This window comes from Serratia sp. NFX21, assembly GCF_048517035.1.
Lineage (GTDB): Bacteria > Pseudomonadota > Gammaproteobacteria > Enterobacterales > Enterobacteriaceae > Serratia > Serratia quinivorans.
Genome location: NZ_CP183196.1, coordinates 1,060,430 through 1,087,381, shown reverse-complemented (window position 1 = coordinate 1,087,381; position 26,952 = coordinate 1,060,430). Strand labels below are relative to the sequence as shown.

The following is a 26,952-nucleotide window of genomic DNA, read 5'->3' as shown; positions in this document are numbered from 1 at the left end:
TGTTTCCCGTTCAACCGCGGAACCGGTATTGTTCGAGCGACGCCGCATGCATCTCGATCGAATATCCGGGATTGAGCGGTGGCATATAGGCCGCCCCCTTGACCTCACAGGGATGGACAAAATGTTCATGCAGATGATCGACGTATTCGATCACCCGGCCGTCGTGGGTGCCGGCAATGCACAGGTAGTCGATCATCGACAGATGTTGAACGTATTCGCACAGTCCCACGCCACCGGCGTGCGGACACACCGGCAGGTTGTATTTGGCCGCCATTAGCATCACCGCCAGCACTTCATTAACGCCCCCCAGGCGACAGGCGTCGATCTGCACCACGTCAATCGCTTCGCGCATAATGAACTGCTTGAACAGGATGCGGTTTTGGCACATCTCGCCGGTGGCCACCTTGACCGGATGCACCCCTTCGCGGATACGACGGTGCCCTTCCACGTCGTCCGGACTGGTCGGTTCTTCGATAAACCAGGGTTTGGCGAACGCCAGATGCTTCACCCAGGGAATGGCGTCGTTGACTTCCCAAACCTGGTTGGCGTCGATCATCAGTTGACGATCGGGGCCGATCACCTCGCGGGCAATGCGCACCCGGCGAATATCATCTTCCAGATCGCGCCCGACCTTCAGCTTCAGGTAGGAGAAACCGGCATCGACCGCTTCCTGGCACAATCGGCGCAGCTTATCGTCCGGGTAACCCAGCCAACCGGCGGAAGTGGTGTAGCAGGGATACCCGTCCTGCAGCAGCCGTTCCAGGCGCTGCTCCTTGCCGTGTGCCCGCTGTTTGAGCAAGGTAAGCGCTTCCTGCGGGGTAATGCAGTCAGTGATGTAGCGAAAATCGATGCAGCGTACCAGCTCCTCTGGCGTCATCTCTGCCACCAGTCGCCACACCGGTTTACCCTCGGCCTTGGCCCACAGATCCCAAACCGCGTTGATCACCGCCCCGGTCGCCAGGTGGATCGCGCCCTTGTCCGGGCCGATCCAGCGCAACTGGCTGTCACCGGTAAAACGTCGCCAGAAGGCGCCCATATCGGCGGCGATCTCTTCCAACGAAACCCCGACGATCTGATGCTCCAGCGCGCGGATCGCCGCGCAGCAAATCTCATTGCCGCGGCCGATGGTAAAGGTCAGCCCATGGCCGGTCAGATCGTCACGATCGGTCTCCAGGATCACGTAGGCGGCGGAATAGTCCGGATCCGGATTCATCGCGTCGGATCCATCCAGCGCCAGCGAGGTCGGGAAGCGAATATCTTCAACCCGCAGTGCGGTAATTGTGGTCATGGCATGCTCCCCATCAGGCTTGTACGGTTGTTTGACACTGTTCACCCAATCCCTCAATGCCCAGGCGCATCGTCTGCCCGGCCTTCAGGTAGACCGGCGTTGGCTTTTGCCCCATGCCGACGCCAGGTGGCGTGCCGGTGGAGATCACATCGCCCGGTTGCAGGCTCATAAAACGGCTCAGGTAACTGATAATTTGTGGAATGCGGAAGATCATGGTGCTGGTATTGCCGTCCTGATAGCGTTTGCCGTCCACTTCCAGCCACAGATTCAGGCTATGGGGATCGGCAATTTCATCGGCAGTCACCAGCCAGGGGCCGGTGGGGCCAAAGGTGTCGCACCCCTTGCCCTTGTCCCAGGTGCCGCCGCGTTCGATTTGGAACTCACGCTCCGAGACGTCGTTGATCACGCAGTAGCCGGCGACGTGCTGCATCGCGTCCTGCTCGCTGATATAGCGCCCACCCTGACCAATGATCACCCCCAGCTCCACCTCCCAGTCGGTCTTAAGCGAGTCACGCGGGATCTGCACCTCGTCGTTAGGCCCGACCACCGCGCTGGTCCACTTGTTGAACACCACTGGTTCAGAGGGGATCGCCGCGCCGGTTTCCGCCGCATGGTCGGCGTAATTGAGACCAATACAGATAAACTTGCCGATGTGGCCCACGCACGGCCCCAAACGCGGTTGTCCAGCCACCTTCGGCAGTTGGTTGATGTCCAGCGCACGCAGTTGGTCCAACGTGGCGGGCAGCAGTGCTTCACCACTCAGATCGGCGATGTGCTGCGAGAGGTCACGGATCTGACCCTGATTGTCCAATATCCCCGGACGTTCCTGCCCCGGTGCGCCATAACGTAGAAGTTTCATGCAATCCTCACTAAGAAAGTAGATGGCCAGGGCCTCAGTTACTCCAGCCGCCGTCGATAATCTGCACCGTACCTGTGGTATAGGAACTAGCGTCAGACGCCAGATACAGCGCCAACTGGGCAATCTCGCCGGTGGTGCCAATGCGGCCAATCGGCTGGCGGGCAACAAACGCCTGATACACCTCTTCTTCGCTGCGTCCCTGCTCACGGGCCTGCTCGGCGATGCGCTGGCGCAGCGACGGCGATTCCACCGTGCCGGGGCAAATGGCGTTGCAACGAATGCCCTGAGTGACGTAATCCGCCGCCACTGAACGCGTCAGGCCGATCACCGCCGCCTTGGTGGCGCTGTAAGCGAAGCGGTTCGGCACCCCTTTCACGCTGGAGGCGACCGACGACATATTGATAATCGAGCCGTTTTTGCGTGCCAGCATGCCGGGCAGGAAGGCGCGGATCATGCGGAACATCGCCGTCACGTTAAGATCGAGGGCGAATGCCCACTGCTCCTCGCTGCACTCGAGGATCGAACCGCTGTGCACCACACCGGCACAGTTGAACAGCACGTCGATCGGCCCGAGGGTTTCCGCCGCCGCGGCGATCGCCGCAGGATCGGTGACGTTTAGCGTCATTGGCTGAATACCGGGCAGCCCCTGCAGCTGTTCGGTGTTGATATCGGTGGCGATAACCTCGGCACCCGCATCGGCAAACAATCTGGCGGTACTGAAACCGATACCCTGTCCAGCGGCGGTGATCAGCACGCGTTTTCCACTTAAATTCATTTTCGCTCCCTTGGCCTAAAGGCCTAATGGTCAGGCCATTAAAGGCGGTTAAAGGTCAGGCCTTTAACATGACAAAAGACGCTTTACGCGTTATGGTTTGGTGAGAATGTTATGAGACACAGGCAAAACAGCTTTCCGTTTAACCAATTTTTTACACTTGATTAACCATTACTCAAGCGGCTTGAGCCATATTTGTGCGCAATATCACTTAACATCGAACAGCCTAAGGTCAAAAATGCCGATCACCAGACTGGAAAACCCACGTATTTACAGACAGATAGCCGACCAATTGAAGCGGCTTATCGATAATAATGAATTTCCTCCGGGCAGCCGCCTGCCGTCCGAGCGGGATCTGGCCCAGCAGTTACAGGTCAGCCGCGCCTCTGTGCGTGAGGCGCTGATCGCGCTCGAAGTGATTGGTCTGGTGGATGTTAAAGTCGGCAATGGGGTGATTGTCCGGGCACAGACGCCAACCATGGTTTCGCAGGAGCCGGTGATGGCGCAGGCCGGGCGCGGTCAGTGGGCAGAAATCGACGATGAGCTGAATATCGAGCTGGATTTTAACGCCGAGCTGCCGCCGTTCTCACTGCTGCAAACCCGCCTGTTGATCGAACCGGAAACCGCCGCGCTGGCCGCGCGCCACGCTACCGATCAGGAGCTGGCAGGCATCCGCGATGCCTACGAGCAAAACTGTCGCGATAACCGCGCGGGTTCGGCTACCCATCCCGGCGATCGGCTATTCCATATCCGTATCGCTCAGGCCAGCGGCAACCCGGCCTACGCGTTTGTCATCGGTCACCTGCTCGGCCATCGTTACGGCAGCATGTTCCGCGTATTGCAACGCAACTATACGCCGGACGATATGCCGCACCGTTCCGAACAGGAACACCGGGCTATTCTGGCGGCGATTGAAGCCCGTGACATACGCGGCGCACGCAAGGCGATGAAAGCCCATCTGGACCAAGTGATCGCCATTTTCACTCGCGCACAGTAGGCCGAATGGGCAGCATCGGAGCGGCGGAAATTTTTTTTTCAAACCGCTCTTTTTTCCACATGCAGCCAGGGCCGAGGCACATTACACTGACAGCCTATTACGCCGTGTCATACCACGGCCCAGGCCTTTTCCCTGCTGCCTTTTAAAATGGATAACGACCGTTGAAGAACTCTTTCTCCGCTTCATTGCTGGCGCTGAGCCTGTGTGCCGCCCCGCTGGCCGCGCAGGCCGCCGCCCCGCAGCTGGCCTCGCAAATCGTCGACCAGTATGCCGAACATATTTTCTACAACAGCGGTGCCACCGGTATGGCGCTGGTGGTGATCGACGGTAACCAGGTGGTTAACCGCAGTTTTGGTGATACCAAACCCGGTAATAACCTGCGCCCGCGCCCGGACTCGCTGATCCGCATTGCCTCAATCACCAAACTGATGACCAGTGAAGTGATGGTCAAGATGGCGGCGGAAGGCCGGGTCAAGCTTAACGATCCGTTGCGTAAATATGCCCCGCAGGGTGCTTACGTGCCGGCCTATAACACACGCCAGCCGATCACTTTGCTGAACCTGGCAACCCACACCAGCGCCCTGCCGCGTGAACAACCGGGCAAGAAGCCGCCAAAAACGCCGGTCTTTACCTGGCCGACCAAGGCACAGCGCTGGCAGTGGCTGGAGCACGCTAACGTCACGGTGCCACCGGGCGTACGCGCCTCTTATTCCAACCTGGCGTACGACCTGCTGGCGGATGCACTGTCGCGGGCGGCGGGTAAACCTTACACCGCGCTGCTGAAGGAAAAAATCACCGCACCGCTCGGCATGGTCGACACCACTCTCACCCCAAGTGCCGAACAGTGCTCACGCCTGATGGTGGCTTCCGCCGGCCCGAGTGCCTGCCGTGACACCACAGCCGCGGCCGGTAGCGGCGGCGTTTACTCCACCCCGCGCGACATGCAGCGCTGGATGCAGCAATTCCTTACCTCCAACGTCTCTGGCTCACGTAAATCGACCGCCGCCAGCGAACAGACCATGTACTTCCAACGCAACGATCTGGTCTCGCTAAAAGGCATGGACGTGCCGGGTGAAGCCAGCGCATTAGGATTGGGCTGGGTGTATATGGCACCGAACGGCGAACTGCCGGGAATTATTCAGAAAACCGGCGGTGGCGGCGGCTTTATTACCTATATGGCGATGATCCCGCAGAAAAACGTCGGGGTATTCGTGGTGGTGACCCGCTCGGAACTGAGCAAGTTCACCAACATGAGCGATCCGGTGAACCGACTGGTGAGTGATTTGGCGGCGAATAAAAGTTGATGTTAAAAATCAAACTATTGCACTGAACTTCATACCAGAAGCATGCACGACACGGGTGATCGTCTTTAAGGTAGGGTTCCCTTTAGGCGATAGGGTGCGATACAGCGTTTCTCTGGATATACCTGCCTTATCGGCAATAAACGCCATTCCACCATTGGCTTCAACAATGTGGCGTAATGCGATGAGGAACGCTGTTTCCCCCCCCTCTTCATCAAGCTCTTCTAATGCTGTTTTTAAATACGCGGCTGCAAAGGCCCGATCATTACGAATCATTTCAATAACAGACGCATCGTGATCACGGGATTTCATATATTACCTCGACTGATAATCTCTCAAATAAACTATGGCTTTCTCAATATCTGCCTGTTGTTTGCGTTTGTCACCCCCAGACAAAAGCAACAACGTGATATTTTCTATCTGAGCATAATAGACCCGATATCCTGGCCCTTGATCTATTCGAAGCTCCCAAACACCTTCTCGTAGAGGTTTACAATCGCCGAAGCTACCGGCAGATAATCGGTTAATTCGAGTAGTGATTTTTGCTTTTGCGATAGGATCTTTCAGCGAGTTAAGCCACTCCTGATAAGGGTCTTTACAATCGGCAGTAAGGTAATGAACTATTGTTTTCACTGGTACAGTGTAGCTTTAAAGCTACAAAAAGCAAGCATTAGGGTTGGTATCTATTCCAGATTAATGCTTCAAGCCCCGGTTAATTCCTTCAGTTAAAATCGTCGGGCGCAGCGGTGAGCTGCGCCCATTAGGGTCAGGCCAGAGCCAGCCTTTCGTGCATTACCGGATGGAAGTTGCGCTTGAAGTAGATCAGGCCGTTACCGGCCGCACTGACCACGATCTGGCGGATCTGCACCAGATACACCTGATGGGTGCCGATGCTTTGGATCTGCTCGATCTCCCCTTCCAGGCTGGCCAGCGTGTTACGCAACACCGGTTGCCCCAGCGCGCCACTCTGCCAGTCCTCCAGACGGAAACGCTCTTCCATACTGACCTCGGTCATTCCGGCAAAGTGGCGCGCCATCAGCTCCTGCTCATGATTCAACACGTTGACGCACAGCCGTTGATTGGCCTGGAAAACCGGGTTCATCGCGCTGTTGCGGTTAATGCACACCAGCAGCGTCGGCGGCGTATCGGTCACCGAACACACCGCGGTGGCGGTAATACCGCAACGTCCTGCCGGGCCATCGGTGGTGACGATATTCACCGCGGCAGACAGGCTGGCCATGGCGTCGCGAAACAGCAGACGGTGTTCATTTTCCTGAGACATACAAACCTCCTCGCGGATCACTTAAGCAGTTTATCCAACTGATTAATATCGTCATTATTATGCAGATGCGGCACTTTCCAACCGTGCTGGTCATAGTCGGACAGGCATTTGTCGACCATCGCCATCATCTTGCCCATGGTGCCGGATCCCTGCGCCTGACGCAGGCATTGCAGGCGGATCTCGTCCTGACTGCCGGCATAGTTGATCTCGTACAGTTCGTGACGGCCACCGAACTCACTGCCGATCGCATCCCACATCAGTTTGAGGATCTTGATGCGCTCGACGTGATCCATCCCGTTGGATCCGCGCACATAGCGGGACAGATATTTATCGATTTCCGGGTTATTCATGTCGCGCACGCTGGACGGCAGGTAAATCAGGCCGCTGGTGACGTTCTTTTCGATGATGTTCTTCACCTTGGCGTAGGCCATCGGCGCCATCACGCGATAAGTCTGCAGCGCGGCGGAATCCGGTAAATAGGCGCCGTTTTCCCACTTGGTGGCCTCGGCGCACATCGCATCGGTCAGCGACCAGAACAGATTGCGCCAGGCCACCACTTCGCCGAGATCGGCCTGAACGCCACGGAACTCCAGCACGCCGGTACAGGCCAGGCTCTTTTGCAGCAGCGCGGTAATAAAGTCCATCTTCACCGCCAGACGAACGCAGGCCTGCAGCGGGAACAGCCGGGCGAAGCCGCCCTCGGTGCTCCAGCGGCGGCAGCGATCGAAATCGCGGTAGATCAGCACGTTTTCCCATGGGATCAACACATGATCCATAATCAGGATCGCATCGTTCTCATCAAAACGGCTCGAAAGCGGATAATCGAATGGCGATCCGGTGGCACCGGCAACCAGTTCATAAGAGGCGCGAGAGATCAACTTCACCCCTTCGGCGTCCATCGGTGCAACAAACATCAGCGCAAAGTCCGGGTTGTCGCCCATCACCTGGGCCGAGCCGAAGCCGATAAAGTTGTAGTGGGTCAGCGCCGAGTTGGTTGCGACCACCTTGGCACCGCTGACGATAATGCCGGCGTCGGTTTCCTTTTCCACCTGAATAAATACGTCTTTCACTTCGTTGACCGGCTTGTGGCGGTCGATCGGCGGGTTGACGATAGCGTGGTTAAAGTACAGACCGGTTTCCTGAATGCGTTTGTACCAGTGGCGCGCGTTATCAGCGAACTGGCCGTAAAACTCCGGGTTAGCGCCCAACGCAGATCCGAAGGCCGCCTTGTAGTCCGGGGTGCGTCCCATCCAGCCGTAGCTCTGACGCGACCAGTCGGCGATGGCGTCACGCTGCTGGCGCAACTCATCCGGGCTGCGGGCGTAACGGAAGAATTTGTGGGTGTAGCCGCCGCTGCCGGTATCGGTGCCCCAGCACAGACGGTCCTGGCTAACCGGATCGTGCAACGCGTCGTACAACTGGCCGACCGAGGCCGCTGCGTTGCGGAATGCCGGATGAGTGGTAACGTCCTTCACCCGCTCGCCATAGATATAAATTTCGCGGCCGTCCTGCAAACTCTTCAGGTATTCGTCACCGGTGAACGGGCGTTTGTTGTCAGCACGAAAGTCTTCAGGTTTCATTTAAGTCTTCCTCGTAATCGGCATTTTATGGGCCGTGGAGTCGGCCACTTGTTAAAATAATGTTTTCTTTTGGTTGCTTAATTGAAGCCCCCAACGCCGATTTCGAGAAGAGACTTTTGCGGCAATCGCCGGTACTTTTCAGGCAGCTTTGCCACTATCGCTGCAAACTGTGATCCAGCTTACGAAAGGGAGTGTTGTGCGGCGCGGTAGCTCGAAGGGGAACAGCCTTCCAGCCGATTGAAAAAACGGGCGAAATAAGCCGGATCCTTAAAACCCAGGCTATAAGCGGTTTCATGCACCGTGCAGGCACTGAACAGCAGCATGCGTTTGGCCTCACGCAGCAGGCGATCGAATATCAGTCGTTTGGGGGGCTGATTGGCGAAACGCCGACACAGATCATTGAGCCGTGACTCGGTGACCCCCAGCGCCTGGGCATAGTCCGGCACCGGCAGGTGATCGCGGAAGCGTTCGTCCACCATCTTGTTGAAACGTTGGAATAATTTCAGCTCGCCGCGCACCCCACTGGCGGCAGAGTCCTCCAGCGACGCATTGCGTAACAGCAGGGTGAACACCGCCTGCGCCAGCAGCGCCAGCGTCTGTTCGCGACCGGCCAGGCGCTGGCTGAATTCGCGGCGGATCAGTGCCCAGTAATGGCTGAGCGCCGTCAGCTCTTGCGGCACATCTGCCATTGACAGGCAAATGCCCGGCATATCCAGCGCCAGGTTGCTGCCGGGGTACAGCCGTTCCAGCAGCGGCCAGATCAGCTCCTGACGTACCGTCAGCACGTGGCCGTCACTGTCCGGCTCGGTGAAGAACGCATGCGGCACCGAGGGCGGCGTGAGGATAAACAGCGGCGCCTGCACCGAATAGTGCTGTGAGTCCAACTGCAGCTCAATCTTGCCGGTCTCCAGAAAGTGCACCTGGAAGTAACGGTCGTGCCAGTGCACCTGCATATCGCGACCAAAAAAGGCCGCCAGCCCGGCAAAGGTTTCGTAATGCACTTCATCGGTGGCATAACGCGCATCGTACTCTTTGCAGATATCGATATTGGCGATAAAACCGGTACTTTTCTGCATCTATTGACCTCATTCCTCCGGTAAGGGGCGCCACATGCCGCGCCCGTAACCTATCCCCATTATGGCGTGGCCCGCGGCCGCGAACCCTGCATCGGAATACGCCAGACGATCAGCGCACCCAGGATCAACAGCCCCGCAACGAAATACAGCCCGGAGTTAAAGCTGCCGGTCAGATCCTTGAACCAGCCAATCAATAGCGGGCTGACCGCCGAACCTATATTGCCGGTGGCGTTGATCACCGCGATCCCGATCGCCCGCGCCTCCAGGCTGATCGACTGATCCGGCGTGGTCCAGAAGATCGCCATAGCGGTGAACGAGCCTACCGACGCCATAACTATCCCCAGCAGCTGGATCATGCTGTGATCGGTAGCCGAGGCCAGCAGCCAACCGGCGGCGGCAAACAGGTACGGCAGTGCGGTGTGATGTTTTCGCTCCTGTAACCTATCCGAGCGTTTGCTCCACCAGATCATCCCGGCGATGGTGCAGATCTGCGGGATCGCCGCCAGAATGCCGATCACAATGTTGCTGCTGCCCTGGTTGAAGCTCTGCAGGATCTGCGGCGTCCAGATGTTAATGGCGCTCAGGGTATTGGTCAGGCAGAAATAGGCCAGCGTGTACATCAGCACAATCGGCGTGAAGATTTCCCGCCACAGGTTACGCTGCTGCATCGCCCGGTGGCTGCCTGGCCCATTGGGCTGCACCAGCTGCAGTTTGTCGGCGTCCATCATGGCTTTCAGACTGGTTTTTTCTTCGTCGGTCAGCCATTTGGCCTTGGCTGGGGTATCGTCCAGATAGAACCACACCACCACACCCAACAGCATCGAAGGAATGCCCTCTATCAGGAACAGCCATTGCCAGCCCTTGAGGTTCATCAATCCGTCCAGCGCCAGAATATAGCCGGACACCAGCGAGCCAATCGCCATGGTCACCGGCATGGCGATCATAAACAGCGCGTTGGCCCTGGCGCGGTAAAACGCCGGGAACCAGTAGGTGAGATACACCAGAATACCCGGCAGGAAGCCGGCCTCGGTGATACCGACGATCATCCGCAGCACATACAGACTAGTTGGCCCGGTGGCGAACAGGGTGCAGGTGGAGGCGATGCCCCACAGCACCATGATGGTGGCGATCCAGCGCCGCGCCCCGACAATCCCCAGCATAATATTGCTCGGGATACCGAAAATCACGTAGGTGACGTAGAACAGGGTCGCTGCCAGACCGAACATGGTCGAACTGAGACCGAGATCCTTGCCCATCGTTAGCCCGGCGAAACCGATATTGATGCGGTCGAGGAAAGAGAAAACAAACAGTACAAACAGGAAAATAATCAGTCGCCGAAATAACTTTTTAATCACCGATTGTTCGGTGGCGGTTAACGCTTTATGTTGCTGCGCCGGGTTGACCGGCGGCAGCGAATCGACGTTGCTCATGGTGTCTCCAGTAAGATTGCGTCCTGCAACCTAATAAACGCCCGGGGATTGCTCGGGAGGCTGTTGCTGCTTAAAGCGACCGGCCAGGGACTCCGCCGCCCGCGCCAACAGGGTGGTATCCACCCCTACCGCGACAAACAGCGCGCCGGACGCCAGGTAATGCTGCGCCAGCTCAGGATTGGCGGTCAGAATGCCCGGCGCCTTGCCGGCAGCGCTGATGCGCGCAATGGCATCGTCGATGGTGCGTTGCACCTCCGGCTGTTGCGGATTACCGGCATACCCCATGTCGGCACTGAGATCCGCCGGGCCGATAAACACCCCGTCGACGCCTTCTACCTGCAGGATCTCATCCAGGTTTTTCACCGCCTCACGAGTTTCGATCTGCACCAATACGCACATCTGCGCATCGGCCTGTTGCAGATAATCCGGTACCCTATTCCAGCGCGACGCACGCGCCAATGCACTGCCGACTCCGCGTATCCCATGCGGCGGATAACGGGTGGCACGCACCGCTTCACGCGCCTGCCCGGCGTTTTGAATCATTGGGATCAGCAGCGTCTGGGCACCGACGTCCAACAGTTGCTTAATCATCACCGCGTCGTTCCACGCCGGGCGTACCACCGGTTGGCTCGGATAAGGCGCAATCGCCTGCAACTGGCCCAGCACTGTTTGGACGTTGTTGGGCGCATGCTCGCCGTCGATCAGCAGCCAGTCAAAGCCGGAGCCGGCCAACAGTTCTGCACTGTAGCTACTGCATAGCCCCAGCCACAGGCCGATCTGCGGGCGTTTTTCCTGCAGCGCATGCTTGAAAGTGTTGGTTAACATGATGTTCTCCTTGGTGTTTTCCCCTCACCCCGGCCCTCTCCCAAAGGAGAGGGAGTAAACCGCCTCGATCGATCCCCTCTCCCAATGGAGAGGGAGTAAACCGCCTCGATCGATCCCCTCTCCCAATGGAAAGGGAGTAAACCGCCTCGATCCCACTCGATCTATCCCCTCTCCCTCTGGGAGAGGGCTAGGGTGAGGGAGGAAATCAAACAAAACGGCAGCTAATGCAGCCCATCGGGCCGTAATCGGCATGGAAGGTATCGCCACGTCGTGCGGCTACCGGCCGGGTAAAGGAGCCGCCGAGGATCACCTGTCCGGCTTCCAGCTCCACGTCATACGGGAACAGCTTATTGGCCAACCAGGCCACACCGTTGGCCGGATGGTTCAACACCGCCGCCGCCACGCCGGATTCTTCGATCACGCCGTTTCGGTACAGCAGCGCACTGATCCAGCGCAGATCCAGCGCATCCGGTTTGATCGGCCGCCCGCCCATCACCACGCCGGCATTGGCGGCGTTATCAGAGATAGTGTCGAACACCTTGCGCGGGCGCTGAGTTTCCGGATCGACGTTATGGCTGCGCGCATCGATGATTTCCAGAGCCGGGATGATGTAATCGGTAGCGTTGTAAACGTCGAACAGCGTGCAGTTCGGTCCGCGCAGCGGTTTGGCCAGCACAAATGCCAGTTCAACCTCGACGCGCGGCACGATAAAGCGATCGATCGGAATATCGCTGCCGTCGTTGAAAAACATGTCGTCCAGCAGCGCGCCAAAATCCGGCTCAGTGATTTGCGAACTGACCTGCATGGCGCGTGACGTCAGGCCAATTTTATGGCCCTTCAGCGTGCGGCCCTCGGCAATTTTCAGTGCTACCCACTGCCGCTGAATGGCGTAAGCGTCTTCGATGGTGATCTCGGGATGATCCAGCGACAGCGCGCGGATCTGCTCGCGGTTCTGCTCCGCCTGATGCAAACGCTGCACGGCACGGCTCACCAGCTCTTTATTCAACATGGACGGCCCCTTACTCTTTACGAAATAGCGCGTGGACATTGTTTTGCTTGTAGTTCAGCACCGGATCCAACTCTTCCATGGTGAAGGACAGCGCCAGATAGCGGCTGGCCATCAGCGCAGCGAAGTGCTCGGTGATCAGGCTGAACAGCATCGCCCCGACCTGTTCACGGCTTTCCAGACTGCGCCCGTGGCCGATCTTCAATGTCATATGCACGAAAGCGTAGTCCCGCTGGCCATCGGCCATCTGCCAGGTATCGAGCCAGATGGCGCGGCTGCGCACCCCGGCCAGTGGGAAAATGCCGGTGTCCGCCAGCGCCTGATTGACCCTGGCGAACAGCGCGGGCAAATCCGCCTCATGGCGGATGTTGTCGGTACATTCAGCGTAAAAATGGGGCATGGAGACTCCTCAGGCTTCGGCCGGCAGCGGGAAGATGGCGTTGACTTGCCCGGTGCCGGAGCTGGCAAACAGCGGGGTAACAAACTCCACCTTGCCGTCATATTTGTCCCAGCCCAGCAGGCCGAGCAGCATCACGGTGTCATGCATGTTGCCTTCGCCGTAGCAGTAGTCGGCGTACTCCGGCAGCATTTCGCAGAACTCGCGAAAGCGCCCTTCCTCCCACAGCTTGACCACCCGTTCGTCCATCTGCTGGTCAAACTGGCGGGTGTAGCTGTTCATACCTTCTTCGGCACGCTGGTCGTCGATGAAACGGTGTGAAAGCGAACCGCTGGCCAATACCGCCACCGTCCCGTCGTATTTCTCAATCGCGGTTTTGATCGCCTCACCTAACCGACGACTGTCGGCAAAGTCATGCACGGTGCAAAACGCCGAAATCGAGATCACTTTGAAATGTTTGTCGCTATTCATGTAGCGCATCGGCACCAGCGTGCCGTACTCCAGCTTCAGGCTTGGGATTTCATGCGCTTTGGCGCGTACCCCGAGTTTGCAGGCTTCAGCGGCAATCAACTGACCCAGTGCCGGGTTGCCTTCGTATTCGTAGGTCATGTCGCGGATGAAGTGCGGCAGTTCGTTGCTGGTATACAGCCCTTCGAAATGCGGGCTGCAGTTGATGTGATAGGCGCTGTTCACCAGCCAGTGGGTGTCGAACACAATAATGGTGTCGACGCCCATTTCACGGCAGCGCGCGCTGATCTCTTTATGACCGTCGATCGCCGCCTGGCGGCAACCGTGGTTTTTTCCAGGCATTTCCGACAGATACATCGACGGCACATGAGTGATCTTTGCTGCTAAAGCCAATTTGCCCATATAACCCTCCTAGACGCCCCAACGTGGGATCGGGTGATCCCCCATGGAAATACACACGTTCTTCATCTCGGCGAACACTTCGAAACTGTATTCCCCGCCTTCACGGCCGGTGCCGGACGATTTCACGCCGCCAAATGGCTGACGCAGATCGCGTACGTTTTGGGTGTTGACGAAAACCATGCCCGCTTCAATATTGCGAGCCAGACGCAGCACCTTGCTCACATCCTGCGTCCAGATATACGACGCCAGGCCGTACTCCACGTCGTTGGCCATACGCAGGCCGTCTTCTTCTGATTTGAACGGCAGCAGGCAGGCCACCGGCCCAAAAATCTCCTCCTGCGCAATGCGCATCCGGTTGTCGACATCCGCCAGCACCGTCGGGCGCAGGAAGTTGCCGTGGCTCAGACCGGCCGGTTTATCCGGGCCGCCGGCCAACAGAGTGGCCCCTTCTTCCAGCCCCAGGCGGATATAGCCGGAGACTTTTTCCCAGTGCTGCGGGCTGATCAACGCCCCGACCTGGGTGTTGGGATCCTGTGGATCCCCCACCCGCAGGCGGTTGGCGCGCTCGGCGAAGCGTTTGACGAATTCCGGGTAGATGCTCTCCTGAATAAAGATGCGCGACCCGGCGGTGCAGCGTTCACCGTTGATCGAGAAAATGGTGAACAACGCGGCATCCAGCGCACGTTCAATGTCGGCATCCTCAAAAATCAGTACCGGCGATTTGCCGCCCAACTCCATGGAAAACTTCTTCAACCCGGCGCTTTCAATAATCCGGCGACCGGTAGCGGTGCCGCCAGTGAAGGACACGGCGCGCACGTCTTTATGGCGCACCAGAGCATCCCCGGCGGTAGCGCCGTAACCTTGCACCACGTTGAGCACCCCGGCCGGAATGCCGGCTTCCAGCGCCAGTTCACCCAGGCGATCGGCGGTCAACGGCGACAGCTCGGACATTTTCAGCACCGCGGTGTTGCCCAGCGCCAGGCAGGGCGCGGTTTTCCAGGTCGCGGTCATGAAAGGCACGTTCCACGGCGACACCAGCGCACACACCCCGACCGGCTGGATCAGCGTGTAGTTGAGCATCTTGTCGTCCACCGGGTAGGTGCGACCATTCATCTGCTGACAGATCTCGGCGAAGAACTCAAAGTTGTGCGAGGCACGCGGGATCAGCACGTTTTTGGTTTGGTGGATTGGCAGGCCGGTATCGGCGGTTTCCATCTCGGCGATCTGCGGCACGTTCTCGTCGATCAGTTCGCCCAGGCGACGCATCAGGCGCGCACGCTCTTTCATTGGCGTATTGGCCCATTTCGGGAAGGCGGCCTTGGCGGCGGCCACCGCCTGATCGATCTCCAGCTGTCCGCCGGACGCCACTTCCGCCAGCACCTCACCGTTGGCCGGGTTGGTGGTGGTGAAGTACTCTTTACTGGCTACGTTTTTACCGTTAATCCAATGGTTGATGGTTTTCATCGCAGGCTTTCCTCGTAATCTTTTTCACTGATGATGTGGTTAACCAGACGGCCAATGCCCTCGATCTCCACCACCACTTCGTCCCCCGGCAGCACGTCGGCCAACCCTTTCGGCGTGCCGGTGGCGATCATGTCGCCCGGCTGCAGCGTCATAAATTCGCTCAGGTAACTGATCAAATAGGGGATATCAAAAATCATGTCGCCGGTGCTGCCGCGCTGGCGCAGCTCACCGTTGACGTAAGTGCTGAGCGCCAGACGGTGCGGATCGGCGATATCATCGCGATCGACGATGTACGGCCCAATCGGCGTCAGGGTGTCGCGGCTTTTCACCCGCAGGTTCGGGCGGTAATAATTTTCCAGATAGTCGCGGATGGCGTAGTCGTTACACAGGGTGTAACCCGCTACATAGTCCATGGCGTTCTCACGGCTGACGTTGCGTGCCGTTTTGCCGATCACCGCCACCAGCTCGGCTTCGTAGTGCATATACTCGACGTCGGCCGGGCGCACCGACACCTGACGGTGGCCGGTCAGGGTGTTGGGGGCCTTCAGGAACACCAGCGGTTCTTCCGGCGCCTTGAATTCCAGTTCGCTGGCATGGTCGGCATAGTTCAGGCCCAGGGCAAATACCGTGCCCTGCGCCGGTGGCAGCCATTCGACGTCCAGTTCATTGAGCACGCTGCCGTCCGGCAGGGTGACACGCAGTTGCTGGTCAACGTTGACGTTAAAGATTTGGCCGTGATGGCGAATACGGGCGTGTTTCATGATGCTCCTCCTGCCTGCGTCACGCGGTTGGTCAGGGTCGGCAGACCGGCGGCGCGTACCGTCACTTCATCCCCAGGATTGATCTCCACCCGCTGGTGCGGCGTTCCGATCAGCACCGCGTCGCCCGGCTGCAGGGTAATAAAATCGCTGATGGCGGCGATCAGTTCCGGCACCGAACGTACCAGATCGGCCGTCGACCAGCGGTCCTGCTCCACGCCGTTGATTTCGGTGATAATTTCCAGCCTGTCGCTGGTTGCCAGTTGACCGATATCCCCCAAAGGACAGAAGCCATCTCGGCATTTCGCTTTGATCGCCGGGCGGTAAAAACTGCTTTCCGGCAGGCTGACATCATTGGCCAACGCATAGCCGGCCAGATAGTCGGCTACCCGCTCGACCGGCACTTTACGGGCGGTGTTGCCAATCACCACCGCCAGCGTGGCGCCGCTGTGTACTTGCTCACCGGCAGGAAACGGGATCGCCCCGCCGTTGGCGAGGTGGGTATTGCGGGGTTTGATAAACCACACCGGGGTCTTCGGCGGGGTTTTATAAGGTGGCTGATGAAACGCCTGATCCCAGGCGTCCATTTGGCTGCGGTGGTTCAACGCGACGGAAAATACGGTGCCTTTCATGCAAACTCCTTTCAATGACAGAACATGACAACCGGCATTCATTAATATGTTAATGATTACTTTTATACGCTGTTCAGCTTTTACGCAACGCGGGAGGATTGATTTGTGATCGTGATAACAAAATATTCACAAACCGTGAACATTAGCGTGATTATTCAACGTATTAATCATTTTCAGGCGATTTTTCCACCCACAGGTGCATTTTCGCTTTATCCGGCAAGGTAAACCTGGCTACTATTAAGTTATTAATAAATCCAGACTGCACCGGGCATTACCTGTGTGCGGTACCGGAATAACGAACACCTTGATAGCTAAGGCCAAATCTATGCATGAATCCTTGACCATTGCCCTGCTACAGGCGCGTGAAACCGCCATGGGTTTTTTCCGCCCGATCCTGAAAAGCCATAATCTGACCGAGCAGCAGTGGCGCATCATTCGCGTGTTGGCCAACAGCCGTTCAATTGAGTTCCACGAGTTGGCGGCAGAAACCTGCATTCTGCGCCCCAGCCTGACCGGCATTTTGTCGCGCATGGAGCGCGACAAGCTGATTTTCCGTCTGAAACCGGTTAACGATCAGCGCAAGCTGTATGTATCGCTGACCCAGCAGGGCCAGGAGCTGTATGAAGTGGCGCGCCATCAGGTGGAACAGGGCTACGCGGAGATTGAAGCCGCCTTTTCGCAGCAGAAGATGGGCCAACTGATGACGCTGCTGGACGAACTGATCCGGCTTGGCGACCAACTGCCCGCCAATGTGACCGCCCATCCGACAAAAAAGCCGTAGGGACGCGACCTGCTGCGCCCGTATAAATCGGGACGAACCTGTTCGTCCCTTACGGATGAGCCTCGGGGAGTAGTGCGCCGCCATCCACCACCAGCGTTTGGCCGGTGATATAGGCCGCCGCCGGGGAGGCGAGAAACACCATCGCCGCCGCGATGTCTTCCGGCTCCCCCAGCCGCCCAAGCGGTACCGCTGCGGCAATAGCCTGATTGACCGCCGCGCCCCCCAGATTGGCCATTGCCGGCGTGCGGATCATCCCCGGCTCCACGCCATTGACCCGAATGCCCGCCGCCGCCAGCTCCAGCGCCGCCGCCCGAATAAAACCGTTAACCCCGGCTTTGGAGGCGGCATAGTGCGCCAGCCCCGGATAAGCCACCCGTGGCCCGGTCACCGACGAGGTCACCAGAATGCTGCCGCCGCCCTGGCGCTGCATCCACGGCAACGCCGCCTGTGCCAGAAAAAACGGGGCCATCAGATTGACGCTCAGCGTACGTTGCAACAGCACCACGTCAATCTCGGCAAAAGGGGTCAACGGGAAGTAGGCTGCGTTATGAATCACCACATCCAGCCGCTGATGCTGCTGCCCCACCGCCGCCACCCGTTCAGCTATTTGCCCAGGGTCGGCCAGATCACAGGCCATCGCCTGCACCCGCCAGCCCTGCTGCTGCAGCGTCTCGGCGGCATCCTGCGCCTTTTTCAGTTGCAGATCCGCCATCACCACCGTCGCCCCCAGCCGGGCAAAGGCGCTGACAATCGCCAGCCCAATGCCCTGCGCGCCACCGGTCACCAGCACCACCTGACCGCTAAAGGCATCGGCCGCATAAGTTGTCTTCATCGGTCTAGCCCTGTGGATGACGCGTGGTGTTCAGCACCTGTGCATGAGCACCCACGGCAAAATTGCTCAGCGCGCTGAAATCGCTGCCCTGATACCCGAGGATCTTGCCGTCGGTGCGCATGCCCTGCAGATCAATCATCACCACGCCCAGCGTCGGCACGATCTTCTCGCGCCACACGAACAGGTAAAGTTTTTCCGCCACCTTCACGTAATGACAACGATCGACATCCGCCAACCCCTTCTCTACCCCGTCCAGACACTGCCAGGCGTAGAAATTGTCGTTCAGGTAAATGTGCTCATAGCGTTCGGTCGGGCTGTAGGTGTACATATTGCGCATGCCGATTAACTCATCGGTGAAATCCGGCGGCGCAACGGTAGCGTCATCCAGCGTGCCGAAATGGAACTCCGCATTGACCGCCGTCAGCGGCAACCCTTGTTCTACGCGGCTGAAAGCGTCCAGACGGGTTTGCTTTTCGTCCGGCAACTGGCCGTAGACCGCCGTGAAATTGCCCTGATTGCGATCGCACACCAGCGTAATACTGGCGTTGTCCTGCGCGGGATCGAGAAAATCAATAAACAGAATGCCGGGGCGAATGCTGGTGGCGCGATAAGCGATGCCCCGGTACTCGCCCCAGCTCAGCGTTTGCTGATCGACGAAATGACAGCTCAGCGTTTCCCCGTCGGCAAAGCGCAGTGCCAGCGTGGTGCCGCTCAGGCCGTGCTGCTGTTCCAGCGTATTGCTGTTCGGCGCAAAGCCTTCCGCCAGTGCGCCAACCTGAATGAATATCGCTTCTGTACTCATTTGCTGCTCCTTAAAGGGAAGTGAATGCCAAAGTCGGCACATCGACAATGGTTGAGCCGCCGTCGGCCACCAGCGCCGCGCCGGTAATAATTGATGCCTCTGGCGAACAGAGAAAACGGCAGATGCCGGCGATTTCTTCGGCACTGGCCGGGCGGCGTAACGGCACGTCGCGGCACACCCGCTGGTAGGCTTGTTCCAGCGTCAGTTGGTGCGCGGCCATCAACGGCTGCATCTCTTCATCCGCCATCGGCGTCGTCACCCAACCAGGGCACACCGCGTTGGCGCGCACCCCGAGCGGGCCGTAGTCACGGGCGATAGATCGCATCAGCCCGATCAGCGCATGTTTGGCAGTCACATAGCCGCAGACTTCCGGCCCGGCTGCCAGCGAAGCAATAGAGGCGACAAACAGCAGGTTGCCGCCGCTTTTCACCAGCTCCGGCAGGCAGGCACGGGCGCTGGCAAAAGCGCTGTTGAGGTTGCTGTCCAGCGCCTGACGCCAGTCATCGTCACCGATCTCGGTAATACGCCCCACCCCCATGCCGCCGGCGCAGCCGATCAGGCAGTCGATGCGCCCGGCCTGTTGCAAAATGGCCGGCAGCAGCAGGCTTTGCCAACACTCCCCGCTGGCGGCATCGCCGACCAACGCCTGAGCGCCAATCTCATCGGCCAGCGCGGCCAGCGGTTCACGGCGGCGCCCGATGATAAACACCCGATCGCCGTGGGCTGCCAATAACCGGGCGCAGGCGGCCCCCACGCCGGTGCCGCCACCGGTAATCACCACCACTCTACTCATCGATTTTCTCCATCAATTGGCCGATCATCAGCAGGCTGCTGAGCAGCAACCGCCGTTGCTCCGGCTCCAGCCGCAGATAGCGACGACCGGCGGGCAAACGGCTGACCACTTCCGAAGCGGCAAAATGTTCGATCTCCAACCGCCAACGACCGGCAACCACCGTCAGTTGAATACGACGAAAATCAAGTTGCTCCAGCGTTTGGCCGATCTGCGGATAACGCTGCAGGGCGGCGATCACCCGTTGCGCCGTTGCGTCATTCCGGCTGGCGCGATAAACCACACCGCTTCGCCGTAACCATCCCCCGGCGGTAATACGCAGCGTCAGCGGCGCTGTCAGCCGACAGTCCCCCTGCCGTTGAAAACGCTGGCTGACGATATGTGCCATAAACAGCGCGCTAACCTGTTCGCTGATGTCAATAACCGGCCCCTGTGGCAACGTCAGCCGCAGCAGGCACGGCGTAACGCGCTCGCAGGCATAGGGCTGCAGGTTGTTCGCCAGACGGCTGAGGGTCACTCCCGGCTGATAGCCCGCCGGGGAACGCTGCCAGAGGCGGTTAAGTGAGGGAAGTAAGCCGATCAAACTGCGCCTCCTCGTTTTCTGCCTTGGCAAAAGCGGTTTCCAGCACCTGCTCAACCGGCACCGGTTTGAACGGGTTGACCTTCTGTACGCACAGAGTCCAAAACAGTGCGTAAGTGGCGGTCAGGCCAATCATGATGCTAAAAGGGATATACACCGCGCGCGGGTTCATGCCTGGCGGAGTGATATAGATAATCGCCAGCACGATACCGACGCTGGAGACGATTTGCGGCAGCGGGAACCAGGGCGATTTGTAGGCACGCGGCAGATCCGGGCGGCGGATCCGCAGGATCACCACCGAGCAGGTCACCAGCAGGTAGGCCACGCCCCAGGCGCACACCGCCGCCAGCACCAGCGGGATAATGCGATCGAGATCGCCCTGGATGGCGAAGGCGTGCACACAGGGGATCAACACCGCCACCAGGATCCCCACCACCGGGGTTTTAAAACGCGGATGCAGATAAGCGAAAATGCGCGGCAGCGCGCCATCCAGCGCCATGCCGTAGAGAATACGCGGCACCGCCGCCATCAGCGTATTGATGGTCGCTGCCCCGGCCAGCAGCAGCCCGATGCCCAGCCAGTATTTGCCGAATTCCCCCATCACCTGGCCGGCAAAGGCCGGAATGGCCATCGGCGTGTCCAGCAGATGAACGCCATTGGCGGCATCCACCAGCACGTTTTCCACCTGGTGGCTGAGCGCTGCGCCGTATAACGCCATGCAAACCGCCACGCCGCATAGCCCCAGCGACATGGCACGCGGGATCACGCTGGCGGAGCGTTTGATCTCCGGTGCCATAGGCGTGACCAGTTCGCAGCCGACGAACATAAACATCGCCATACCGATCAGGCTCAATACCGCGAACGGATCGTTCAGGCTCAGCGTGCTGCCGAACCAGCCTTCCAGCGGTACCGCATGCGGTGACAACAGCCCGGCAATGCCGAAGATCACCAGCGTGCTCCACATGGCGAAGGTCAGCACGATTTCCGCCTTACCGAACGCCTCGATACCGAAGGCGTTGAGGATGCCGAACACAATCACCAGCCCAACCCCGACCATCCAGGAGGCATTGTGGGTTTCCATCAGGGTGTTGAGGTGCTCGAAATTTACCAGCGCCATGATGCCGGAGAGAATGGTTTCGGCGGTACCGGCAAAGATGTGCACGATCAGGTAGGCCGACAGTGCGCCGGTAATGGCAAAAAAGCGTCCCATGCCGCAGGCGATGTAGTCATATACCGAGCCGGAAGTCGGCAGTATCGCCGCCGCCTCGGAGAAGGTGGTGAGCTGAGCCTGCATCATGATAAAGGCGATCAGCATTGCCAGCGCGAAGGTATCACCGCCGATACCGAAACCGCTGGTGACGGTGAGGATCACCGGACTGGCCATAATCACCCCGACCGAACTGGCCAGCGTGGTAGGGAATCCGACCTTGCCCCGCTCAAGATGGGCGTGAAGCCGCGACGACAGGTTCATGGGTATTTCCTCTTATAGTTTTATCGTTTTGCCCTGATGTTGCATTTGCAGGTGTAGCGTCGCCAGTGGCGGCAATATCACTATAGAGAGGAAAAGAAAATGCTGACTATCGTCCTTAAGAACGAGAGGATTTGATCGCAAAGTTGCTATTTAGCCCTAGATACCCGGGCCTAGCGCACCGAGGGGCTATTATGGGACACATCCGTGTGTCCCACCCTTCGGGCCGACGAAGTCGTTCCAATTTGCTCCCGGCAAATTGGTCGGCGGCTGCGCCGCTACGACCCCTTCGGCACGCTCTCCCTAATAACTGGCTTTTTAAGGAATCTAAGGCCTAGCCATAGTTTTTTCGTCTTACCCTGGTCGCCCGGTCAGCCGTTATGGTTTTAACCGGATCGAAGCGGTTTTCACCGGGGAATAAGAGAGGTTGCGTTTGTCTATCGTTCTTAGGAACGAGATGCCGATGGCGGCTCAACGGGGCGATAAAAGGAGGATTCGTGGCGGGGACGTCACTCTAAATGGGAAATCGCTGTAAATTCAGCGGGAAGGATACAGCGCACTCATTAATATATTAATGAAATATTGACCCCCAAGGACCGTCAGGGTCTTCAACCACCGGCCGCCACCTTGTTATTTATGTATTTTATTGCAATCCGGCTCACGTTGTTAATATGTTTTTATTGTGTTGCGAAATTGCTACAACTATGCTTGTATCGTTCATATATTGACCGAACCTTCCAGAGCGAACGGGTAAAGGGGGAAATGAATCATGCACACCGCACCATCCGATGCCTTTATCACTAGCTGCCTGAACACCATTGCGCACCTGATCCCGGTGTCCGCCGGGGTATTTTATTTGGTGAACTCGGATCTGCGGCCAGACCATTATATTTTGCATGGCATTTCCGATAAGACCCATCAGCAGTATTTGAATCATTTCCAGCAGATTGATCCGCTTAAACCGGCCAACTTCCACCAGCAGGATATCAATATGGTCGGCATGAGCCCGGCGGCGATCAACAATAACCGCCATTATTATCATGACTTTATGCTGCCCAATAATATGCGCGATATGACAGAGATATTTATCCGCCAGCGCAAGCGCATTGTCGCCGGGGTGTCTTTAATTCGCGATACGCCGTTTACCGAACTCGAACGCGGTCGTCTGCGCGCGGTGATGCCGCTGATTGAACTGGCGACCCGCGATCTGTTGCCCGAGGGGGAGGCCCAATTGCTGACCGCCAAGGAACAAGAGATCGTCAATATGGTGCGCGAAGGGGCCAGTAATAAACGCATAGCGCTGAAATTGGGTATTTCCCTGTCCACGGTAAAAACCCATATGCGTAATATTTTTGCCAAAACCGAAGTGGTCAATCGCACCGAATTGGTCGCCAGCAGCTTTATTGCTCACGGTTAATAAATTAAGCCATAGCAATGGCTTATGACCGATAAATAAAACGCGTTAATTATTCGCCATTAATGGCGCGGTTTCCGCCTGCCCAAAACAGGGTACCGCGGATATATCTGACCCAGACTTACCCGGTGGAGATAATTTTTATGTCCAGTGATTCTGTTTCCGTACCCGCAGCCGGGGCGGCTCTCCCCTGCCCGCCGCGGCTGTTGACCGCCATTATTATCTTTGCCGCCATTGCGCCGGGCATTCTGATGACCGCACCGGCGGTAGCGGCACAACTGGCCAGCCAGTGGCAACTGACCCCGGCGCAAGTCGGCCACCTGTTTTCGACCGAACTGGGGGCGATGAGCCTGGCCACGCTACCCGCCTGGTGGTGGATTGGCCGCGTTAACTGGCGTCGGGTGGCAGCGCTGGCGGCAGGGGTGTTTATCGCCGGTAACCTGGCCTCGGCGTGGGTCAACGATTTCGGCCTGCTGCTGGGGTTGCGCTTTGTCGCTTCGCTGGCAGGCGGCACCCTGATGATCCTGTGCATCACCTGCGCCGCCGGCACCGCCAACCCCAGCCGGGTCTATGCCCTGTGGGTGCTGGGCCAACTGGTGCTGGGGACGATCGGGCTGCTGGTGCTGCCAGCGTTATTTGCCCATTTTGGCCTGATGGCGGTTTATCTAATCCTGGCGGCTATCATGCTGTGCTGCCTGCCCCTGATCGCTGCCTTCCCCACAGGGTTTCACCCGGTGCACTCCGCCGCCCATCGCGCCGCAATCCCCTGGTTTCGTAAACTCTTCGCCGTGCTGGCGGTACTGACTTTTTACATCAGCCTAAGCGCGGTCTGGACCTTTATCGGCAGCATCGCTGCTGCCGCCGGTCTTTCGCCGGTCAATAGCGGACAGATACTGGCCGCGGCCACGCTGTTCGGCATCGCCGGTGCCGGGGGGGCGGCGTTAATCCGAGGGCGGCACGCGGGTAATCGACTGATTTGGCTGAGCTATGGCTTGTTAATCGCCGGTATCGCGCTGCTGACTCGTGAGCCACTGCTGTTGCGCTTTGCGGTGGCCGCCGTGTTGTTCAAGTTCACCTGGACCTTTGTACTGCCGTTTATTCTGGCCCGCGTCGCCGGGCTGGATAACAACGGCAAGTTGATGAACAACATCAATCTGGTGATTGGCGGTGGTATGGCGATTGGCCCGACGCTGGCCGGTTATCTGATTGAATCTTTCGGCGGTTTTGACGCACTGCTGGCCGGGGCGCTGGGCTGCTCGCTGCTGTCGTTGCTGTTGATTTTGTTGGCTTCACCGCGCGCACGCCGCGCCGTTTAACAGGAGTAATAAGGTGAAAAGAAAAACCGGTTTCTTGTTTGATGAACGCTGCTTCTGGCATAGCACCGGCCTGCACGCCACTACGCTACCGGTCGGCGGCTGGGTGCAACCGCCTTCGGGGGCCGGCCATGCCGAGTCGCCGGAGACCAAACGGCGGATGAAGAACCTGATGGATGTGTCCGGCCTGTCGCGCCAGCTCTCACTGCTGAGCGCCGAGCTGGCGACCGATGAAGACCTGCTGCGCATTCACCCCGCCAACTATCTGCAACGTTTCAAACAGTTAAGCGACAACGGCGGCGGCATGCTGGGAGAGGAAGCTCCGCTGGGGCCGGGCAGTTATGAAATCGCCAAACTGTCCGCCGGGCTGGCCTGCGCCGCCGTCGAGGCGGTACTGCAGGGAGAGCTGGAAAACGCCTATGCGCTGTCGCGTCCACCCGGCCACCACTGCCTGCCGGACCAGTCGATGGGTTTTTGCTTTTTGGCCAATATTCCGATCGCCATCGAACGTGCCAAGGCCAAATACGGTCTGGGCAAAGTCGCAGTGCTCGACTGGGACGTACATCACGGCAATGGTACCCAGCATATCTACTGGCAGCGGGATGACGTGTTGACGCTGTCGCTGCATCAGGACGGCTGCTTCCCCGCCGGGTACTCCGGTGAACAAGACCGTGGTGCCGGTGCGGGCGAAGGCTATAACGTCAATATTCCGCTGCTGGCCGGGTCCGGTGACGACGGTTATCTGTACGCCATGCGCCAAATCGTCATCCCGGCGCTGGAGCAATTCCAGCCGGAGCTGATCATTGTCGCCTGCGGCTACGATGCCAACGCGCTCGATCCGCTGGCTCGCATGCAGTTGCACAGTGACAGTTTCCGCAACATGACGGCTTTGGTGCAGGACGCCGCCGATCGTCTGTGCAACGGCAAACTGGTGATGGTACACGAAGGGGGTTACGCCGAATCCTACGTGCCGTTCTGTGGCCTGGCGGTGATGGAACAGCTCAGCGGCATCCGCACCGAAGTGCAGGATCCGCTGCTGGCCTTTATCCAGCAACAGCAGCCACGCGACGCCTTTAATCAGTTCCAGCGTCAGGCTATCGACCGGCTGGCGCAGCAGTTCAAACTGTAATGTCTCTTCGGGGCACAGCACGTTGTGCCCCTTGGCAATTCTGGCTTTGCCGCTACGCTGAATATGACCCTACCGTTGAGAACAATAATATGTCTGAACAAAAAATAAGCTTTATCAAAGGCAGCCAGGGCGATATCGCCGTGCATGACTGGGGCCATGATCAGCCGCGCTTTCTGGCGCTATTGGTACACGGGTACGGCGAACATCTTGGCCGCTATCAGTACGTGGCGCGCACGTTAGAGGCGCAGGGCGCACGGGTATTCGGCCCCGACCACCTTGGCCATGGGTTGTCGCAGGGCGAACGCGTATTGATTGAGGATTATGATGCTGTAGTCGACGACGTTCACCGCGTAGTTGAGCATTTTAAGGCTTTGCACCCTGATCTGCCGCTGGTGGTCATCGGCCATTCCATGGGCGGCATGATTGCCACCCGTTACGTTCAGCGTTATGGCGATAACCTGCGTGCGCTGGTGCTGTCCGGCCCGTTGATCGGCGAAAGAACCCAGATCTCCGATCTGCTTGAATTGCCGAAGATCCCCGACGAACCGCTCGATACTGCCACCCTGTCGCGTGACCCGGCGGTGGGAGAGGCTTATCAGGCCGATCCGCTGGTATGGCATGGGCCATTCAAACGCCCGACGTTGCACGCCATGCAACAAATGCTGGCTAAAATCAACGCCGGGCCGGGCTTCGGCACACTGCCCACGCTGTGGATACACGGCGATGACGACCGCCTGGTGCTAATGGCGCAATCGCAAACCGCCATCAACCTGCTGAAGGGCAACGATTTTGAAGTCATGATCAACCCGGGCGGGCGGCATGAAAGCTTTAACGAGACCAACAAGGATCAGATATTAAGGCGGATCGGCGATTTTATTGAGCGGGTGCTGGGGTAGCGGATCCCCTCTCCAACGAAGAGGGGAAAGTTCGAGATTAGCCTTCGACAATCGCCAGATAGTGTTTCACAAAGCGATCGGAGGTGATCTCCCAGCGCACCGGGGTTCCCTTCTCGACAAACCACGAGTCACCGGCCTGATACTGCACGGATTGACCGGTGTTCTCATCGGTCAGGGTCGCGGTGCCTTCCCACACCGTGGCATGCTCGGCAAACGGATACTCCATCACGAAGGTGCCACGGGTGCAGCTAAAGATACCGCAGCTCAGGTTGTCGGTCGGCTCCCCAAAAATGCCCGCCACGCCGACGTTCGGCTCACCGGCGATCACGGTGGCGCCCAGGTTGCTGACGCTGCCAATTTCCAGCAGTTCAGGCAGCGGTTGTTTAAGCAGTAATGGTTTCATTTCTCTC

29 protein-coding genes are annotated in these 26,952 nt (G+C 58.3%); 7 read left to right on the top strand and 22 right to left on the bottom strand.

Annotated elements, in window-relative coordinates:
• Window positions 1-10: 10 nt before the first annotated feature.
• From ACNT1W_RS05070 to ACNT1W_RS05060, 3 genes are read right to left on the bottom strand one after another with little or no spacing between them, the layout of a single operon-like run.
• Complete coding sequence (locus ACNT1W_RS05070) at window positions 11-1,288, bottom strand: L-fuconate dehydratase (protein WP_259190159.1); 1,278 nt, start codon at window positions 1,286-1,288, stop codon at window positions 11-13.
• 13 nt (window positions 1,289-1,301) lie between these two features.
• Window positions 1,302-2,147, bottom strand: a complete 846-nt coding sequence (locus ACNT1W_RS05065) for a fumarylacetoacetate hydrolase family protein (RefSeq protein ID WP_419246485.1) — start codon at window positions 2,145-2,147, stop codon at window positions 1,302-1,304.
• A 34-nt stretch (window positions 2,148-2,181) separates the two neighbouring features.
• Window positions 2,182-2,922: an SDR family oxidoreductase gene (locus ACNT1W_RS05060; protein WP_012005091.1), complete on the bottom strand. Its 741-nt coding sequence runs from the start codon at window positions 2,920-2,922 to the stop codon at window positions 2,182-2,184.
• A 235-nt stretch (window positions 2,923-3,157) separates the two neighbouring features.
• Between ACNT1W_RS05060 and ACNT1W_RS05055 the strand changes: the two genes are divergently transcribed.
• Together ACNT1W_RS05055 and ampH are read left to right on the top strand one after the other, a co-directional pair.
• Window positions 3,158-3,916: a FadR/GntR family transcriptional regulator gene (locus ACNT1W_RS05055; protein WP_419246484.1), complete on the top strand. Its 759-nt coding sequence runs from the start codon at window positions 3,158-3,160 to the stop codon at window positions 3,914-3,916.
• A gap of 161 nt (window positions 3,917-4,077) precedes the next feature.
• Window positions 4,078-5,220 carry a D-alanyl-D-alanine-carboxypeptidase/endopeptidase AmpH gene (gene ampH / locus ACNT1W_RS05050; protein ID WP_012005089.1) on the top strand — a complete coding sequence of 381 codons (1,143 nt, stop codon included), beginning with the start codon at window positions 4,078-4,080 and terminating at the stop codon, window positions 5,218-5,220.
• A 9-nt stretch (window positions 5,221-5,229) separates the two neighbouring features.
• Here the strand turns inward: ampH and ACNT1W_RS05045 are convergent, their stop codons facing one another.
• The 13 genes from ACNT1W_RS05045 to ACNT1W_RS04985 form a co-directional block, all read right to left on the bottom strand.
• Window positions 5,230-5,529 carry an addiction module antidote protein gene (locus ACNT1W_RS05045; protein ID WP_017891533.1) on the bottom strand — a complete coding sequence of 100 codons (300 nt, stop codon included), beginning with the start codon at window positions 5,527-5,529 and terminating at the stop codon, window positions 5,230-5,232.
• 3 nt (window positions 5,530-5,532) lie between these two features.
• A complete protein-coding gene (locus tag ACNT1W_RS05040; RefSeq protein WP_112363120.1) occupies window positions 5,533-5,850 on the bottom strand; it encodes a type II toxin-antitoxin system RelE/ParE family toxin in 318 nt (105 codons plus the stop codon).
• A gap of 133 nt (window positions 5,851-5,983) precedes the next feature.
• Window positions 5,984-6,499, bottom strand: a complete 516-nt coding sequence (gene hpaC, locus ACNT1W_RS05035) for a 4-hydroxyphenylacetate 3-monooxygenase, reductase component (protein WP_112363119.1) — start codon at window positions 6,497-6,499, stop codon at window positions 5,984-5,986.
• A gap of 17 nt (window positions 6,500-6,516) precedes the next feature.
• The gene (gene hpaB, locus ACNT1W_RS05030) at window positions 6,517-8,079 is read right to left on the bottom strand and encodes a 4-hydroxyphenylacetate 3-monooxygenase, oxygenase component (RefSeq protein WP_419246483.1); all 1,563 of its coding nucleotides are present in this window, start codon (window positions 8,077-8,079) and stop codon (window positions 6,517-6,519) included.
• Window positions 8,080-8,258: 179 nt separating this feature from the next.
• On the bottom strand, window positions 8,259-9,155 hold the full coding sequence (hpaA, locus tag ACNT1W_RS05025) for a 4-hydroxyphenylacetate catabolism regulatory protein HpaA (protein WP_017891531.1): 897 nt from the start codon (window positions 9,153-9,155) through the stop codon (window positions 8,259-8,261).
• Window positions 9,156-9,214: 59 nt separating this feature from the next.
• Window positions 9,215-10,585 carry a 4-hydroxyphenylacetate permease gene (gene hpaX, locus ACNT1W_RS05020; RefSeq protein ID WP_419246482.1) on the bottom strand — a complete coding sequence of 457 codons (1,371 nt, stop codon included), beginning with the start codon at window positions 10,583-10,585 and terminating at the stop codon, window positions 9,215-9,217.
• Window positions 10,586-10,615: 30 nt separating this feature from the next.
• The gene (gene hpaI / locus ACNT1W_RS05015) at window positions 10,616-11,410 is read right to left on the bottom strand and encodes a 4-hydroxy-2-oxoheptanedioate aldolase (protein ID WP_419246481.1); all 795 of its coding nucleotides are present in this window, start codon (window positions 11,408-11,410) and stop codon (window positions 10,616-10,618) included.
• A 205-nt stretch (window positions 11,411-11,615) separates the two neighbouring features.
• Entirely contained in the window at window positions 11,616-12,419 is an 804-nt protein-coding gene (gene hpaH / locus ACNT1W_RS05010; protein WP_012005083.1) for a 2-oxo-hept-4-ene-1,7-dioate hydratase, read from the bottom strand.
• 10 nt (window positions 12,420-12,429) lie between these two features.
• Window positions 12,430-12,816: a 5-carboxymethyl-2-hydroxymuconate Delta-isomerase gene (locus ACNT1W_RS05005; RefSeq protein ID WP_012005082.1), complete on the bottom strand. Its 387-nt coding sequence runs from the start codon at window positions 12,814-12,816 to the stop codon at window positions 12,430-12,432.
• Between the two features lie 9 nt (window positions 12,817-12,825).
• Window positions 12,826-13,683, bottom strand: a complete 858-nt coding sequence (gene hpaD, locus ACNT1W_RS05000; protein ID WP_112363117.1) for a 3,4-dihydroxyphenylacetate 2,3-dioxygenase — start codon at window positions 13,681-13,683, stop codon at window positions 12,826-12,828.
• 9 nt (window positions 13,684-13,692) lie between these two features.
• Window positions 13,693-15,147 (bottom strand): 5-carboxymethyl-2-hydroxymuconate semialdehyde dehydrogenase, encoded by a 1,455-nt coding sequence (gene hpaE, locus ACNT1W_RS04995; protein ID WP_012005080.1) that lies wholly within the window; start codon window positions 15,145-15,147, stop codon window positions 13,693-13,695.
• Window positions 15,144-15,908 (bottom strand): fumarylacetoacetate hydrolase family protein, encoded by a 765-nt coding sequence (locus tag ACNT1W_RS04990; protein WP_375189921.1) that lies wholly within the window; start codon window positions 15,906-15,908, stop codon window positions 15,144-15,146. Before ACNT1W_RS04990 ends, hpaE begins: the two co-directional genes overlap by 4 nt.
• Window positions 15,905-16,537, bottom strand: coding sequence for a fumarylacetoacetate hydrolase family protein (locus ACNT1W_RS04985; RefSeq protein WP_411227762.1), 633 nt, complete (start codon window positions 16,535-16,537; stop codon window positions 15,905-15,907). Before ACNT1W_RS04985 ends, ACNT1W_RS04990 begins: the two co-directional genes overlap by 4 nt.
• A 325-nt stretch (window positions 16,538-16,862) precedes the next feature.
• Here ACNT1W_RS04985 and hpaR point away from each other — a divergent pair, with 325 nt between their 5' ends.
• Entirely contained in the window at window positions 16,863-17,318 is a 456-nt protein-coding gene (gene hpaR / locus ACNT1W_RS04980; RefSeq protein WP_012005077.1) for a homoprotocatechuate degradation operon regulator HpaR, read from the top strand.
• A 49-nt stretch (window positions 17,319-17,367) separates the two neighbouring features.
• Here the strand turns inward: hpaR and ACNT1W_RS04975 are convergent, their stop codons facing one another.
• The 5 genes from ACNT1W_RS04975 to ACNT1W_RS04955 are packed head-to-tail and all read right to left on the bottom strand — an operon-like array spanning window position 17,368 to window position 21,793.
• Window positions 17,368-18,150, bottom strand: a complete 783-nt coding sequence (locus ACNT1W_RS04975) for an SDR family oxidoreductase (protein ID WP_135344695.1) — start codon at window positions 18,148-18,150, stop codon at window positions 17,368-17,370.
• 4 nt (window positions 18,151-18,154) lie between these two features.
• Window positions 18,155-18,952, bottom strand: a complete 798-nt coding sequence (locus tag ACNT1W_RS04970; RefSeq protein WP_419246480.1) for a molybdenum cofactor biosynthesis F family protein — start codon at window positions 18,950-18,952, stop codon at window positions 18,155-18,157.
• 10 nt (window positions 18,953-18,962) lie between these two features.
• Window positions 18,963-19,745 carry an SDR family NAD(P)-dependent oxidoreductase gene (locus ACNT1W_RS04965; RefSeq protein ID WP_012005074.1) on the bottom strand — a complete coding sequence of 261 codons (783 nt, stop codon included), beginning with the start codon at window positions 19,743-19,745 and terminating at the stop codon, window positions 18,963-18,965.
• On the bottom strand, window positions 19,738-20,325 hold the full coding sequence (locus ACNT1W_RS04960) for a DUF3156 family protein (RefSeq protein ID WP_129939654.1): 588 nt from the start codon (window positions 20,323-20,325) through the stop codon (window positions 19,738-19,740). The genes ACNT1W_RS04965 and ACNT1W_RS04960 overlap by 8 nt, the downstream gene beginning before the upstream one ends.
• Complete coding sequence (locus ACNT1W_RS04955) at window positions 20,300-21,793, bottom strand: APC family permease (protein ID WP_419246479.1); 1,494 nt, start codon at window positions 21,791-21,793, stop codon at window positions 20,300-20,302. The genes ACNT1W_RS04960 and ACNT1W_RS04955 overlap by 26 nt, the downstream gene beginning before the upstream one ends.
• A 766-nt stretch (window positions 21,794-22,559) precedes the next feature.
• On the opposite strand from ACNT1W_RS04955, the gene ACNT1W_RS04950 reads away from it, so the two are divergent.
• The 4 genes from ACNT1W_RS04950 to ACNT1W_RS04935 all read left to right on the top strand — a co-directional run bounded on the left by ACNT1W_RS04950 (window position 22,560) and on the right by ACNT1W_RS04935 (window position 26,542).
• A complete protein-coding gene (locus ACNT1W_RS04950; RefSeq protein WP_012005071.1) occupies window positions 22,560-23,207 on the top strand; it encodes a LuxR C-terminal-related transcriptional regulator in 648 nt (215 codons plus the stop codon).
• Window positions 23,208-23,347: 140 nt separating this feature from the next.
• The gene (locus tag ACNT1W_RS04945; RefSeq protein ID WP_261138759.1) at window positions 23,348-24,520 is read left to right on the top strand and encodes an MFS transporter; all 1,173 of its coding nucleotides are present in this window, start codon (window positions 23,348-23,350) and stop codon (window positions 24,518-24,520) included.
• A gap of 13 nt (window positions 24,521-24,533) precedes the next feature.
• A complete protein-coding gene (locus tag ACNT1W_RS04940) occupies window positions 24,534-25,646 on the top strand; it encodes a class II histone deacetylase (RefSeq protein ID WP_419246478.1) in 1,113 nt (370 codons plus the stop codon).
• Window positions 25,647-25,735: 89 nt separating this feature from the next.
• Window positions 25,736-26,542 carry an alpha/beta hydrolase gene (locus ACNT1W_RS04935; RefSeq protein ID WP_261132084.1) on the top strand — a complete coding sequence of 269 codons (807 nt, stop codon included), beginning with the start codon at window positions 25,736-25,738 and terminating at the stop codon, window positions 26,540-26,542.
• Between the two features lie 37 nt (window positions 26,543-26,579).
• On the opposite strand, the gene ACNT1W_RS04930 is transcribed toward ACNT1W_RS04935, so the two are convergent.
• A complete protein-coding gene (locus tag ACNT1W_RS04930) occupies window positions 26,580-26,945 on the bottom strand; it encodes a cupin domain-containing protein (RefSeq protein ID WP_012005067.1) in 366 nt (121 codons plus the stop codon).
• Window positions 26,946-26,952 lie beyond the last annotated feature (7 nt).